13 protein-coding genes are annotated in these 13,272 nt (G+C 73.1%); 6 read left to right on the top strand and 7 right to left on the bottom strand.

Annotation, left to right across the window (positions count from 1 at the left end; genetic code table 11):
* Positions 1–16: 16 nt before the first annotated feature.
* From AC4MBH_RS14600 to AC4MBH_RS14615, 4 genes are read left to right on the top strand one after another with little or no spacing between them, the layout of a single operon-like run.
* Positions 17–1,513, top strand: coding sequence for a FadD3 family acyl-CoA ligase (locus AC4MBH_RS14600; RefSeq protein ID WP_491795626.1), 1,497 nt, complete (start codon positions 17–19; stop codon positions 1,511–1,513).
* Positions 1,513–2,673: an acyl-CoA dehydrogenase family protein gene (locus AC4MBH_RS14605; RefSeq protein WP_491795627.1), complete on the top strand. Its 1,161-nt coding sequence runs from the start codon at positions 1,513–1,515 to the stop codon at positions 2,671–2,673. The genes AC4MBH_RS14600 and AC4MBH_RS14605 overlap by 1 nt, the downstream gene beginning before the upstream one ends.
* On the top strand, positions 2,670–3,566 hold the full coding sequence (locus AC4MBH_RS14610) for an acyl-CoA dehydrogenase family protein (RefSeq protein WP_491795628.1): 897 nt from the start codon (positions 2,670–2,672) through the stop codon (positions 3,564–3,566). Before AC4MBH_RS14605 ends, AC4MBH_RS14610 begins: the two co-directional genes overlap by 4 nt.
* Positions 3,566–4,558 carry an acyl-CoA dehydrogenase family protein gene (locus tag AC4MBH_RS14615; protein WP_491795629.1) on the top strand — a complete coding sequence of 331 codons (993 nt, stop codon included), beginning with the start codon at positions 3,566–3,568 and terminating at the stop codon, positions 4,556–4,558. The genes AC4MBH_RS14610 and AC4MBH_RS14615 overlap by 1 nt, the downstream gene beginning before the upstream one ends.
* Before the next feature lie 232 nt (positions 4,559–4,790).
* Here AC4MBH_RS14615 and AC4MBH_RS14620 read toward each other — a convergent pair whose 3' ends face one another.
* From AC4MBH_RS14620 to hsaA, 4 genes are read right to left on the bottom strand one after another with little or no spacing between them, the layout of a single operon-like run.
* Positions 4,791–5,432 carry a flavin reductase family protein gene (locus tag AC4MBH_RS14620; protein WP_491795630.1) on the bottom strand — a complete coding sequence of 214 codons (642 nt, stop codon included), beginning with the start codon at positions 5,430–5,432 and terminating at the stop codon, positions 4,791–4,793.
* Between the two features lie 17 nt (positions 5,433–5,449).
* Positions 5,450–6,349 carry an iron-dependent extradiol dioxygenase HsaC gene (hsaC, locus tag AC4MBH_RS14625; protein WP_491795631.1) on the bottom strand — a complete coding sequence of 300 codons (900 nt, stop codon included), beginning with the start codon at positions 6,347–6,349 and terminating at the stop codon, positions 5,450–5,452.
* A complete protein-coding gene (hsaD, locus tag AC4MBH_RS14630; RefSeq protein WP_491795632.1) occupies positions 6,346–7,239 on the bottom strand; it encodes a 4,5:9,10-diseco-3-hydroxy-5,9,17-trioxoandrosta-1(10),2-diene-4-oate hydrolase in 894 nt (297 codons plus the stop codon). Before hsaD ends, hsaC begins: the two co-directional genes overlap by 4 nt.
* Positions 7,240–8,406: a 3-hydroxy-9,10-secoandrosta-1,3,5(10)-triene-9,17-dione monooxygenase oxygenase subunit gene (gene hsaA / locus AC4MBH_RS14635; protein WP_491795633.1), complete on the bottom strand. Its 1,167-nt coding sequence runs from the start codon at positions 8,404–8,406 to the stop codon at positions 7,240–7,242.
* A gap of 152 nt (positions 8,407–8,558) precedes the next feature.
* On the opposite strand from hsaA, the gene AC4MBH_RS14640 reads away from it, so the two are divergent.
* Together AC4MBH_RS14640 and AC4MBH_RS14645 are read left to right on the top strand one after the other, a co-directional pair.
* Complete coding sequence (locus AC4MBH_RS14640; RefSeq protein WP_491795634.1) at positions 8,559–9,311, top strand: sporulation protein; 753 nt, start codon at positions 8,559–8,561, stop codon at positions 9,309–9,311.
* A gap of 96 nt (positions 9,312–9,407) precedes the next feature.
* Entirely contained in the window at positions 9,408–10,427 is a 1,020-nt protein-coding gene (locus tag AC4MBH_RS14645; RefSeq protein WP_491795635.1) for a glycosyltransferase family 61 protein, read from the top strand.
* A gap of 4 nt (positions 10,428–10,431) precedes the next feature.
* Here the strand turns inward: AC4MBH_RS14645 and dmpG are convergent, their stop codons facing one another.
* Genes dmpG through AC4MBH_RS14660 form a run of 3 tightly spaced genes read right to left on the bottom strand, consistent with a single transcriptional unit; the run spans position 10,432 to position 13,260 of the window.
* Positions 10,432–11,535, bottom strand: coding sequence for a 4-hydroxy-2-oxovalerate aldolase (gene dmpG / locus AC4MBH_RS14650; RefSeq protein ID WP_491795636.1), 1,104 nt, complete (start codon positions 11,533–11,535; stop codon positions 10,432–10,434).
* Position 11,536: 1 nt separating this feature from the next.
* Positions 11,537–12,451 (bottom strand): acetaldehyde dehydrogenase (acetylating), encoded by a 915-nt coding sequence (locus AC4MBH_RS14655; RefSeq protein WP_491795637.1) that lies wholly within the window; start codon positions 12,449–12,451, stop codon positions 11,537–11,539.
* A 2-nt stretch (positions 12,452–12,453) separates the two neighbouring features.
* Positions 12,454–13,260, bottom strand: coding sequence for a 2-keto-4-pentenoate hydratase (locus tag AC4MBH_RS14660; RefSeq protein WP_491795638.1), 807 nt, complete (start codon positions 13,258–13,260; stop codon positions 12,454–12,456).
* Positions 13,261–13,272 lie beyond the last annotated feature (12 nt).

Raw genomic sequence — 13,272 nt, forward strand, 5'->3', positions numbered from 1 at the left:
CTACCCTACCAAGCAAATGCTTGGTTTGGAGACGCTGCCCGCCCTGGTCCGCGACGCCGCGGCACGCTTCGGCGACCACCCGGCGTACGTCGAGGGTGGCGTGGCGACGTCGTACGCCGCCCTGCTCCGGAGGGTGGAGCAGGCCGCCGCGTCGTACGTCGCCCGCGGGCTGCAGCCGGGCGGCACCGTCGCGCTGTGGGCGCCCAACAGCACCGACTGGGCGGTGGCCGCGCTCGCCGTGACCTACGCCGGGGGCGTGCTGGTGCCGCTCAACAGCCGCTACACCGCCCACGAGGTGGCGGACGTGCTCGACCGCACCCGGGCCTCGGTCGCCGTGGTCGCCGACGGCTTCCTCGGCCGCACCCAGGTCGCCGACCTCGTCGAGGTCGGCACCGCGGCGCAGGTGGTCGACCTGGCCGACCTGGCCGGCGCCGAGGTCGCTGGATCGCCGGACCACCTCGCCGAGGCGCGCCGCCGCGCCGACGCGGTCGGGGCCGACGACGTCGCCGACGTGCTGTTCACCTCCGGCACGACCGGGCGGTCGAAGGGCGCGATGAGCGCGCACCGGCAGACGATCGGCGTCGCCCGGGCCTGGGCCGACCTCGGCGGCGTGCGTGCCGACGACCGCTACCTGGTGGTCAACCCGTTCTTCCACTCCTTCGGCTACAAGATCGGCATCGTCGTCGGCCTGCTCACCGGCGCCACGCTCTACCCGGTGGCGACGTTCGACGTCGACGAGACGATGCGGCTGGTCCAGGACGAGCGGATCACCCTGCTCCCGGGGGCGCCGACGATCTACCAGTCGCTGCTGGGCGCGCCCCACCGCGCCGCGCACGACCTGTCGTCGCTGCGGCTGGCGGTGACCGGTGCGGCCGTCGTCCCGGTGGTGCTGATCGAGCGGATGCGCGCTCCATCGCCGGCGGGGCTGGGTATCGACCAGGTGGTCACGGCGTTCGGGATGACCGAGGCCGTCGTGGTCGCGATGTGCCGGGCGGGCGACGACGCCGAGACGGTCGCGACCAGCTGCGGGCGCGCGGTCCCGGGCATGGAGACCCGCATCGACACCGAGACCGGCGAGCTGCTGGTGCGCGGGGAGCACGTGATGCTCGGCTACCTCGACGACCCCGACGCCACCGCGGCCGCGATCGACGCCGACGGCTGGCTGCACACCGGCGACGTCGGCACCCTCGACGACGCCGGCAACCTGCGGATCACCGACCGGCTCAAGGACATGTACATCTCCGGCGGCTTCAACGTCTACCCCGCCGAGGTCGAGCAGGTGCTGATGCGCCTCGACGGCGTCGACGACGTCGCGGTGGTCGGGGTGCCCGACGAGCGGCTGGGCGAGGTCGGCAAGGCGTACGTCGTCGGCGCCGCCACCGCCGAGGCCGTCGTCGCCCACGCCCGGGAGCGGCTCGCCAACTTCAAGGTGCCGCGCCAGGTGACCCACGTCGACGCCCTGCCCCGCAACCTGTCGGGCAAGGTGCTCAAGACCGAGCTCAGGAGCAGCTGATGGACCTCACCCTGTCCGAGTCCGAGCAGGCCTTCCAGGCCGAGGCGCGGGAGTGGCTGGCGGCCAACGTGCCGAGCGAGCCGCTGCCGTCGATGGACACCCTCGAGGGCTGGGCCCGCCACCAGGAGTGGGAGGCCCGGCTGGCCGAGGCCCGGTGGTCGGTCGTCTCGTGGCCGCGCGGCTACCACGGCCGCGAGGCGAGCCTGGTGGAGTGGGTCGTCTTCGAGGAGGAGTACTACCGGGCCGGTGCGCCCGGCCGGGTCAGCCAGAACGGCATCTTCCTGCTCGCGCCCATCCTCTTCGACCACGGCACCCAGGACCAGCAGGACCGGTTCCTGCCGTCGATGGCCACCGGCGAGCAGGTGTGGGCGCAGTGCTGGTCGGAGCCCGAGGCCGGGTCCGACCTGGCCGGCCTGCGCTCGACCGCGCGCCGCGACGACGAGCGCGGCGGGTGGGTCCTCGACGGGCAGAAGACGTGGTGCTCGCGCGCAGCGTTCGCCCACTGGGGGTTCGGGCTGTTCCGCTCCGACCCCGAGGCGCAGCGCCACGCCGGCCTGACCTACTTCCTGTTCCCCCTCGACGCCGCAGGGGTCACGGTCCGCCCGATCGCCCAGCTCGACGGCGAGCCCGGGTTCGCCGAGGTCTTCCTCGAGGGCGTCTTCGTGCCGGACGCCGACGTCCTCGGAGCCCCCGGTGACGGCTGGCGGGTCGCGATGAGCACCGCCGGCAACGAGCGCGGTCTGTCGCTGCGCTCCCCCGGCCGCTTCTGCGCCGCCGCCGACCGACTCGTCGAGCTCTACCGCGACTCCCCCGACGGTCCCGACCGCGACGCCGCCGCCCGCGGCGTCGTCGACGCGTGGCTGGGCGCCCAGGCCTACCGGCTCTACACCTGGGGCACCGTCACCCGGCTCGCCGATGGCGGCGACATGGGCGCGGCCGGCTCGGTCAACAAGGTGTTCTGGTCCGAGCTCGACATCGCTCTCCACGAGACCGCCCTCGACCTGCTCGGCTCGGCGGCCGAGGAGGAGTCGCGCTGGCTCGACGGGTACACGTTCTCGCTCTCGGGCCCGATCTACGCCGGCACCAACGAGGTGCAGCGCAACATCGTCGCCGAACGGGTGCTCGGCCTGCCGCGCGAGACCAGAGGAGCGGGCCGATGAGGTTCGAGCTCACCGACGACCAGCGCGACCTCGCGTCGACCCTCGACGGGCTGCTGTCGGCGTCCGACACCGTCGCGGTGGCCCGCGCCTGGGCCGACGACGACACCGCGCCCGGCCTCGCGCTGTGGAAGCGGCTGGCCGACCTCGGGCTGACCATGCTCGCCACCGAGGCCACGCCGGTGGAGGTCTGCATCGCGTTCGAGGCGCTCGGCCGGTACGCCGTGCCGGGCCCCTGGGTCGAGTCGGCGGCCTACCTTCCGGTCGCCCTGGGCCGCGAGGTCAGCGGCGTCGCCACCGTCACCGTGCCGCCGCTGCCGGAGGGACTGGACGCCGACGTCGCCGACGCGGCCTACCTCGCGCTCGGCGGCGACCTGTTCCAGGCCGTCCACGGCGACCGGGTCGCCTCGGTCGACCGCACCCGGCGGCTCTTCGCGTCCTCGCCGACCGAGCCCGTGCCCGCCGGCGACCTCGATGCCGCCTTCGACCTCGCCGTGCTCGCCACCGCCGCCCAGCTGCTCGGCGCCGGCGAGCGGGTGCTCGCCGACAGCGTCACCTACGTCAAGCAGCGCAAGCAGTTCGGGCGCGAGATCGGCAGCTACCAGGCCATCAAGCACGCCCTGGCCGACGTGCGCATCGCCCTCGACTTCGCGCGACCCCTCGTCCACGGCGCCGCGCTCGGCGAGGTGCCGGCGAGCGCGGCGAAGGTCGCCGCCGGCGACGCCGCCTACCTCGCCTCACGCACCGGGCTGCAGGTGCACGGCGCGATCGGCTACACCGCCGAGTTCGACCTGAGCCTGTGGATCACCAAGATCCGCGCGCTGCTCACCGCCTGGGGCACGCCGGCGTTCCACCGCGCCCGCCTGCTCGACGCGCTCGTCGGGACGGACGGCTGATGGAGTTCGGGCTCTCCGAGGAGCAGCAGGAGCTGGTCTCCACCGTGCGCGGCCTGCTGGCCAAGCGCGCCGACCCCCGCGCGGTCCGTGCGGCGGCGGCGTCCGAGGGCGGCCACGACGAGGCGCTGTGGCAGACCCTGGTCGAGCAGATCGGGGTGGCCGCGCTCGGCATCCCCGAGCACCACGGTGGCGCCGGCTTCTCGCTCTTCGAGGCGCTGCTGGTGCTCGAGGAGGTCGGCCGCTCGCTCGCACCGTCGCCCCTGCTGTCGTCGCTGGTCACCTCCGAGGCCCTGCTGGCCGGGGCCGACGACGCGGCCGCCGCCCGGCTCCTGCCCCGGGTCGCCGCCGGTGAGATCGCCGCGTTCGTCGACGGCTCGGGCGCGCCGGTGCTCGACGGCGACACCGCCACGGTGCTGGTCGCGGTCATCGACGACGGCCTGGTCGAGGTCGACCCGGCCACCGCCCGGCGTGCCCGCCTCGGCACCGTCGACCAGACGATCCGGCTCGCCGACGTCGACCTCGACGGCGCGGCCACGACCCCCATCGGCGACGCCGCGGCGGCCGGCGCCCGGGCGGCCCAGGTCGGGGCAGCCGGCGTCGCGGCACTCGCGACCGGCCTGGCGGCCCGCGGGCTGGAGATGACCGTCGCCTACAGCCTCGACCGGGTGCAGTTCGGCCGTCAGATCGGGTCGTTCCAGGCGCTCAAGCACCGGATGGCCGAGATGCTGGTGCTCTCGGAGATGAGCCGCTCCGCGTCGTGGGCGGCGTCGTACGCCGTCTCCGCCCGCGGCGACGACGCCGACCACCTGGCGCACGTCGCGGCGTCCTACTGCGCCGAGGCCGTGGCCCACGTCGCCGCCGAGACGGTGCAGCTGCACGGCGGCATCGCGATCACCTGGGAGCACGACGCCCACCTGGTGCTCAAGCGTGCGCACGCGCTCGGCCAGCTGTACGGCGCGCCCCACCACCACCGGGCCCTCGTCGCCCTCTGACGGGCGCCGACGTGGGCAAGATCACCGCTCTCGCCGGGCTCGGGAGTCGATCAGAGGACCCGTGACTTCCTAGGCTGGCGGCATGACCTTCGACGACGACGCCCTGGACAACACCGACGCCGCCGAGACCGCCCGCGTCGAGGACGACTACCCGACCGGGTCGGTCGCCAGCCCCAGCCGCACCCGCCTCTGAGTCCTCTGCCGGGCCCGGTACGCGCCCTGACGCGGGCCGTCAGGTGGTCGAGCGGTACTTGCCGCGGTAGAACAGCAGCGGCTGCTCGTCGTCCTCGGCCACCAGGTCGACGACCCGGCCGATGACGACGTAGTGGTCGCCGGCCTCGTGGACCGCGTGGATGGTGCAGTCGACGTGGCCGAGGGTGCCGGGCAGGACCGGTGAGCCGGTGACCGACGACGGGGCCCAGGCGAGGCCCGCGAACTTGTCGTTGCCCCGGCTGGCCATCGCGTTGCTCAGGTCGGCCTGGTCGTGGGCGAGGAAGTTGACGCAGAACCGGCCGGCGCGCTGCATCATCGGCCAGGCCCGCGACGTGCGGGCCGGGACGAACAGCACCAGCGGCGGGTCGAGCGAGACGCTGGAGAACGACTGGCAGGTCATGCCGACGGGCTCGCCGCCGCTCATCGCGGTGACCACGGTGACGCCGGAGGCGAAGCGGCCGAGGACGTCGCGGAAGCGCCGGGCCGCGGCCACGGCCTCGGGGTCGTCGGCCGAGACGCTGCTTCCCTCACCGGGCCGCCACTCGACGTCGAGGTCGACGTCGCCGAGCCAGGAGCTGATCAGCTCGGGGCTGGGCCAGCTCTCGCGCGCGTCGGCGCTCATCCCCTCCGGGATCTGGGGTTCGCGCGGGTCGACGGGCACGGCTGACACGGTAGGTCCTACGACCCGCCGCCGAAGTCGTGGCCCCAGTAGGACACCGCGGTCGACTCCCGCGCCACCCAGCGGGCGTCGTCGACGGTGAGGCCGTCGGTGCCGAGCTCGACGTCGAAGCCGCCGGGCGACCTGACGTAGAACGAGACCATCTCGTCGTTCATGTGCCGGCCGAGCGTCGCCGACAGCGGCGCCTGGTGCTTCTTGACCCGCTGCAGCGCGCGACCGACGTCGTCGAGCTCGTCGACCTCCAGCATGATGTGGACGCACTTGCTCTCGTTGGGCATCGGCAGGAACGCCAGCGAGTGGTGGCGGGGGTTGACGCCGAGGAACCGCAGCCACACCTTGGAGCCGGGCTCCTTGCCGACGAACTCACCCGGCATGCTCATCGAGTCGCGCAGCCGGAAGCCGAGCACGTCGGTGTAGAACCGCAGCGCCTCCACGTCGTCGAGCACCGGCAGCACGATGTGGCCCATCCCCTGGTCACCGGTGACGAACTTCGCGGCGTACGGCGTGACCACCGGTCGCGACTCGTAGGTGATGCCGTGGAACAGCTCGAAGACGTTGTCCCAGGGGTCGCGGAAGCGGACGAGCTCCTGGACGCGGCGCTCGTCGAGCTCCTCGCGGGTGCCGTCGGTGAACTCGACGCCGGCCTTCTGCAGGTGCTCGCGCGCCTCCTGCAGGGCGCGGGGGTCGGAGACCTCCCAGCCGACGCACTCGAGCCGGTCGACGTCGGAGGGGAAGACCACCAGCCGGGCCGAGACCTCGTCGATGCGCCAGTACTGGTGGTCGGGGTGCGGGCCGCGGCCCTCGGCGAGCCCGAGCACCTTGCCGGCGAACGTCGTCCAGGCGCCGAGGTCGGTGGAGGCCACCCGGACGTAGCCCATGGACCTGATCTCGATGGTCATGACTTCGGCCTCTCGACGTGGCGGGACAGGAAGGCGGTGGTGATCTCGGCGAACTCCTCCGCCGCCTCGATCTGTGCCCAGTGCCCACACTGGGGGAAGACGTGCAGCTGCGCCTTCGGGATCAGCTTGAGGGCGACCAGCGCGCCGTCGAGCGGGTTGACCCGGTCCTCGCGCCCCCAGGTGAGCAGCGTGTGCTTGCGCAGCCGGTGGGCCTCGCGCCAGAGCATGCCGTCCTCGGCGGTCTCGGGGTTCCAGAAGCTCATGCCCATCGAGCGCATCGCCTCCTGGGCGCCGGGCGCCGTGGCGTCGGCGAAGCGCTCCTCGACCAGCGCGTCGGTGACCAGCGACTGGTCGACCACCATCGTGGAGATGAACGCCCGCAGCCGCTCGCGGGTGGGGTCGGCGCCGAACTCCATCAGGCGCTGCACGCCCTCGGTGGGGTCGGCGTGGAAGAGGTTGAGGCTGAGCCCGCCGGGACCCATCAGCACCAGCCGGCCGACCCGGTCGGGGTGGGTCAGGGCGAGGCGCATCGCGGTGCCGCCGCCGAGGCTGTTGCCGAGCAGGTGCACCCGGTCGATCCCGAGCCCGTCGAGCAGCCGGACGACGTGGTCGGCGCTGTGGCGGTAGAAGTTGCCGACGACCGGCGGCTTGTCGGAGCCGCCGAAGCCGGGCTGGTCGACCAGCAGCGTGCGGAACGTCGTGGCGAAGTGCGGCAGGGCGGGGCCGAAGTTCGACCACGCGCTCGCGCCCGGACCACCGCCGTGCAGCATCACCAAAGGCAGCCCGCCCCCGGCCGGGGTCGGGTCGCCGGCCTCGTAGTAGGTCAGCGTGATGTCGCCGGCCGCGGCGGACCGGCGTACGTCGTCCTTGCGGAGGGGCGCGAGGGTCACTCAGTACATCCCGGGGTCGATCTTGTGGCCGAACTCGTGGGCGCCGAACATCTGCAGCGCCCGCTCGGGGTCGTTGGCGGCGTGGACGCGGCCCGCGTGGGCGTCGCGCCACGCACGCTGCAGGTAGGTGCCGTTGGCCAGGGCCCGGCCGCCGGAGGCCTCGAAGAGCGCGTCGATCGCGTCGATGGCGCGCTGGCTGCCGAGCACCTGGTCACGGCGCACCTTCAGGCGCGAGCGCAGCGGGATCTTCTCGCCCTTGGCGACGTAGGCCTGCTCCTCGCGGATGTTGGCGACCAGCAGGGCCCAGGCGGCGTCGATCTCCGAGGACGCCCGGGCGATCCGCACGGCGGCGAACGGGTCGAGCGAGGCCTTCTCGCCCAGGTAGGCGGCGCGTGAGCGCTGCTTCTGCATCTCGACGTGCTCGGCGTAGGCGCCCATCGCCATCCCGATGATCGGGGTGGTGATGGTGCCGGTGAAGATCGAGTGGAACGGCAGCTTGTAGAGGTCGGAGGTGTTCTGCTCCTGGCCCGGGCCGCGGCACTGGCCGGTCTCCCCCATGCTCAGGGTAAACGCCTCGGGCACGAAGACGTCGTCGACGACGATGTCGTTGGAGCCGGTGCCGGCCAGGCCGACCATGTGCCACACGTCGAGGATCGTGTAGTCGTCACGGGGCACCAGGAAGGTCTTGAAGTCGACGACCTGGCCGTCGCCGTTGAAGACCAGCCCGCCGAGCAGCACCCACGAGCAGTGGTCGCAGCCCGAGGAGAAGCTCCACTTGCCCGAGAGCTGGTAGCCGCCGTCGGCGACGGTCGCCTTGCCCGTCGGGGCGTACGACGAGCTCAGCCGGGTGCTGGTGTCCTCGCCCCACACGGCCTGCTGCGCCTCGTCGGCGAACAGCGCGACCTGCCAGGGGTGGACGCCGACCACGCTGGAGACCCACCCGGTCGAGCCGCACGCCCCCGCGATGTCGCGCACCGCGGTGTAGAAGTCGACGGGGTCGGCCTCGTGACCGTCGAAGCGCCGCGGCTGGAGCAGCGTGAAGAAGCCGGTCTCCTCGAGCTCCTTGACGGAGGCCTCGGGGACGACGCGGAGTCGCTCGGTCTCGTCCGCGCGCTCCCGCAGGCCGGGGAGCAGGTCGCGGACGCCGTCGAGAACGGCCTGGGACATCGGTGCCTCCTGGTGCGGTGCCTGGTCTGCGCCCAGACTAGAACACGTTCTAGTCTGGGTCCAGCGCAGAGGGGTGGTGCCGGTCTGGTCCGCGAGCACAAGACCCGCACAGACCCGTTTGCGGAGGTGCCGCGCGGGCTAGGGTGCCTGACATGTTCAAGAAACTGCAGGCCGCGCTCGGCAAGGGCGGCGCCAAGGTAGACACCGTCCTCGACCACCCCGTCGCCACCCCTGGTGGCGTCCTCACCGGACGCGTCGACGTCCGCGGAGGCGACGTCGAGCAGGCCCTCGAGGGCATCCGCGCCGCGCTCTCCGCCGTCGTCGAGGTCGAGAGCGGCGACGACGAGTGGGCCGCGGCCCGGCTCTTCGGCGAGAGCCGCATCAGCGGCCCGTTCTCGGTCCAGCCCGGCGGCCACGTCTCGCTGCCGTTCCAGCTGCAGGTGCCGGTCGAGCTCTCCCCCAACCAGATCGGCAGCCAGCACATCCACGGCCTCAAGATCGCCGTCGCCACCGTGCTCGAGATCGACAACGCCATCGACGCCAAGGACAACGACCCGATCAAGGTGCAGGCGCTGCCGGCCCAGGAGGCCACGCTGTTCGCCATGCAGCAGCTCGGCTTCCACTTCAAGAGCGCCGACTTCGAGGCCGGCCGGGTCCCCGGCTCGACCCTCGGCTTCTACGGCGAGTACGAGTTCGACGCCCGCAGCTCCGGGCGCCGCTTCAACGAGGTCGAGCTGACCTTCGTGACCCGGCCCGGCGACCTCGACGTCCTCCTCGAGGTCGACAAGCGTGGCGGTTTCTTCACCGAGGGCCGCGACGTGAGCCGCCGCTTCACCCTCGGTCACCACGACACCGACGCCCAGGCCATCGCCCAGCACATCGACAGCATCCTGGCCCGCGTCTGACCCCCGACCACCCCGAACCACTGCCGACGCCCCTCGACCGTCCCGGTCGCGGGGCGTCGTCGTGTCGCGAGGAGCCCGAGCGGTACGGTCCGCGGCATGGTGTGGACGGTCGCGACGGCACGGCACGAGCCGACCGGCGACCCGGAAGCCCTGGTCCCGGTCGACGACGCCGTGGTCACGCCGTTCAGCCAGGGACCGCTGCGGGTCGAGTCGGGTCCGCAGGTGTGGATCCGCGGCGCCGTGCACGAGGCCGACGGCGTCCTGGTGCCGGCCTCCCAGCACCTCTGGAACGGTGACCGGATGAACCCGGTCGCCGCCGACCCCGAGGTGGTCCCGGTCCCCGACGGCGCGCGCCGCCTCGACGGCACCTGGTTGTACGCCGGCCACTGGGCCGGCCACTTCGGGCACTTCCTGGTCGAGCTGCTGCCCAACCTGTGGCCTGACCCCGCCGACACCGGGGCCGTCGCCGGCGTGCTCACGCACCGGCCGGCGCGCGGTGTCGACTCCCAGCCGATGCGCCGCCTGCAGGCGCCGACCCTGTCGGCGTGGCAACGCGACCTGTTCGCCCTGGCCGGCTACGACCCCGACGGCGTCCGCATCGTGCGCGGCCGGCCGTTGCGGGTCGACCGGCTGCTGGTGCCGGCCCGGCCCGTCGTGCTCAAGCGGTGGGCCGCGCCGCCGGCGGTGCGGCTGTGGCGCCGGGTCTCCGACGCCGTCGGCACCCGTGGACCGCACCCGCGCGTCTACCTCTCGCGCACCCGCTTCCACGCCCAGGCCAAGGAGACGCGGGTGCGCACCGGGTCCGACCAGGACGCACGGCTCGACGCGGACTTCGCCGCGGCCGGGTTCGCCGTCGTCCACCCCGAGACACTGTCGATCACCGAGCAGATCGCGCTGGTGCGCGGCGCCGACGTCCTGGCCGGGCTGTCGGGCTCGGCCCTGCACCTCTCGGTCTTCGCCGCCCCCGGCACCCGCGTGCTCACCCTCGGCGACGCCCGCTCCCCGCTGCGCCCGACCCCGGCGCAGGTGGCGCTCGACGCCGCCTGCGGTCACCGGACGGCGTTCGTCGCCCAGGGCGACCAGGCCGGGCTGGAGGCCGTGCTCGCCACCCTGTGACCGGTCAGGAGCCGGCGGCGACCTTCTCCTGCTCGGTCCGGTCCTGCTGCTGCAGCATCAGCGCGATGTCGATGAGCTGGTCCTCCTGGCCGCCGATCAGCTTGCGGCGGCCGGCCTCGAGCAGGATCTTGGCGCCGGAGACGCCGTAGCGGTCGGCGGCGTTGCCGGCGTGCTTGAGGAAGGAGGAGTAGACGCCGGCGTAGCCCATCATCAGCGTCATCCGGTCGAGCCGGCACTCCTCCGGCATCGCCGGCCGGATCACGTCCTCGGAGGCGTCGACCACCTGGAGGAAGTCGACCCCGGTGGTCCAGCCGAGCTTGTCGCACACGCCGATGAACGCCTCGAGCGGCGTGTTGCCGGCGCCGGCGCCGAAACGGCGCACGGACCCGTCGATCTGGGTCGCCCCGGCCCGGGCGGCGATCACGGTGTTGGCGACGCCGAGGCCGAGGTTCTCGTGGCCGTGGAAGCCGACGTCGGCGACGTCGCCGATCTCGGCGACGACCGCCGAGACCCGGTCGGCGGTCTGCTCCATGATCAGCGCCCCGGCCGAGTCGACGACGTAGACGCACTGGCAGCCGGCGTCGACCATGATCCGCGCCTGCTTCGCCAGCACCTCGGGCGGCTGGGTGTGGCTCATCATCAAGAACCCGACGGTCTCGAGCCCGAGCTCGCGGGCCAGGCCGAAGTGCTGGACGGAGGTGTCGGCCTCGGTGCAGTGGGTCGCGATCCGGCAGATCTGGCCGCCGTTGTCCTGGGCGGCGCGGATGTCGTCCTTGGTGCCGACGCCGGGCAGCATCAGGAACGCGATCCGGGCGCGCGTGGCCGTCTCGGCCGCGATCCGGATCAGCTCCTGCTCGGGCGTGCGGGAGAAGCCGTAGTTGAACGACGAGCCGCCGAGGCCGTCGCCGTGGGTCACCTCGATCACCGGGATGCCGGAGGCGTCGAGGGCCGCGACGATGTCGTGGACCTCCTGGGCGGTGAACTGGTGCCGCTTGTGGTGCGACCCGTCGCGCAGGCAGGTGTCGGTCAGGCGCAGGTCGAGGTGGCCGAACGGGTCGTCCCCGTGGCTGCCCGACCAGGTGCGGGTGAGGGTGTCGCGGTCGTCCATGTCAGCTGGCTCCGATCCGGTGGCGGGCGATGTTGTCGCCCACCCGTGCCGCGGCGGCGGTCATGATGTCGAGGTTGCCGGAGTACGGCGGCAGGTAGTCGCCGGCGCCCTCGACCTCGACGAACACCGAGATCTTGGTGCGCCCCCGGGTCGCCTCGGACGGCCCGTCGACCTGCGGCTCCTGCAGCAGCCGGTAGCCGGGCACGTACTCCTGCACGGCCTTCTCCATCGCCACGACCGAGGCCACGATCGCATCGGTGTCGGCGTCGGGGTCGACGGCGCAGAAGATCGTGTCGCGCATGATCATCGGCGGCTCGGCCGGGTTGAGGATGATGATCGCCTTGCCCCGCTCGGCCCCGCCGATGGTCTCGACGCCGGCGGCGGTGGTGCGGGTGAACTCGTCGATGTTGGCGCGGGTGCCCGGCCCCGCCGACCTGGAGGAGACCGAGGCGACGATCTCGGCGTAGGACACCGGCGTCACCCGGGAGACCGCGGCGACCATGGGGATGGTGGCCTGGCCGCCGCAGGTGATCATGTTGACGTTGGCCTCGGCCACGTGCTGCTCGCCGTTGACCGGTGGGATGACGGCGGGCCCGACCGCGGCCGGGGTGAGGTCGACGGCGACGATGCCGGCCTCGGCGTAGCGCGGCGCGTACTCGCGGTGCACGTAGGCCGAGGTGGCCTCGAAGATCAGGTCGGGCAGCTCGTCCTGCTTCAGCAGCCAGTCGACGCCCTCGTGGCTGGCCTCCAGCCCCTGGTCGGCGGCCAGGCGCAGCCCCTCGGAGGCCGGGTCGACGCCGATCATCCAGCGCGGCTCCACGCTCCCCCCGTCGGCGGCGCTGCGCAGCAGCTTGTACATCAGGTCGGTGCCGATGTTGCCCGGCCCCACGATCGCAGCGGTCAGCTTCTCGCCCACACCTACTCCTCGAACTCGACGGACAACGGGGCGAACCCGCTGATGGTGGCCACGACCCGGTCGCCCGGGGCGAACGGCACGAACGGGCCCAGGGCCCCGGACAGGACCAGGTGGCCGGCGCGCAGCGGGTCGCCGAAGCGGAACGCCTGGACGGCGAGCCAGCGCAGTGCCTCGAGCGGGTCGCCGAGGCAGGCGGCGCCGGTGCCCGACGAGCGCACCTCGCCGTTGACGGTCAGCGACATCGCGACCTCGCGCGGCTCGACCTCGCCCAGGGTGCGGCCCTCGCGGCCCACGACGTACAGGCCGCTGGAGGCGTTGTCGGCGACGGTGTCGGTGAACCCGATGTCCCAGTCGGCGATGCGGGAGTCGACGATCTCGAGCGCCGGCAGCGCCACCTCGACCGCGTCGCGGACCGCCGCGAGGGTGATCTCGTCCTCGGTCGGCGGGGCGATGTCGGAGGCGAGCACGAACGCGACCTCGGCCTCGACCCGCGGCTGCACGAGGGTGCGCATCGAGACCGGCGTGCCGTCGGCGCCGTGGCTCACGTCCATGTCGTCGAGGAGGTAGCCGAAGTCGGGCTGGTCGACGCCGAGCTGGTCCTGCACCGCCTTCGACGTCGCGCCGATCTTGCGGCCCACGACCGTGGCCCCGCGGGCCAGCCGGGCCCGCACCAGGCCCTGCTGGACGGCGTACGCCGCGGGCAGGTCGTCGGTGCCGATCAGGTCGCGCACGGCGGCGCACGGAACGCGGGTCTCCTGGGCGGTCGCCAGCCGCTCGACAGCGGCCGCGACGGCGTCCTGGGAGGTCACGGCGCAATACTA

The sequence above is a fragment of the Nocardioides sp. WJ219 genome (assembly GCF_058559815.1).

Bases quoted from the DNA above. Each gene is read 5' to 3' on its own strand.
- AC4MBH_RS14600 (WP_491795626.1), top strand. From the start codon at position 17: ATGCTTGGTTTGGAGACGCTGCCCGCCCTGGTCCGCGACGCCGCGGCA.
- AC4MBH_RS14605 (WP_491795627.1), top strand. From the start codon at position 1,513: ATGGACCTCACCCTGTCCGAGTCCGAGCAGGCCTTCCAGGCCGAGGCG.
- AC4MBH_RS14610 (WP_491795628.1), top strand. From the start codon at position 2,670: ATGAGGTTCGAGCTCACCGACGACCAGCGCGACCTCGCGTCGACCCTC.
- AC4MBH_RS14615 (WP_491795629.1), top strand. From the start codon at position 3,566: ATGGAGTTCGGGCTCTCCGAGGAGCAGCAGGAGCTGGTCTCCACCGTG.
- hsaC (WP_491795631.1), bottom strand. From the start codon at position 6,349: ATGACCATCGAGATCAGGTCCATGGGCTACGTCCGGGTGGCCTCCACC.
- hsaA (WP_491795633.1), bottom strand. From the start codon at position 8,406: ATGTCCCAGGCCGTTCTCGACGGCGTCCGCGACCTGCTCCCCGGCCTG.
- AC4MBH_RS14640 (WP_491795634.1), top strand. From the start codon at position 8,559: ATGTTCAAGAAACTGCAGGCCGCGCTCGGCAAGGGCGGCGCCAAGGTA.
- AC4MBH_RS14645 (WP_491795635.1), top strand. From the start codon at position 9,408: ATGGTGTGGACGGTCGCGACGGCACGGCACGAGCCGACCGGCGACCCG.
- dmpG (WP_491795636.1), bottom strand. From the start codon at position 11,535: ATGGACGACCGCGACACCCTCACCCGCACCTGGTCGGGCAGCCACGGG.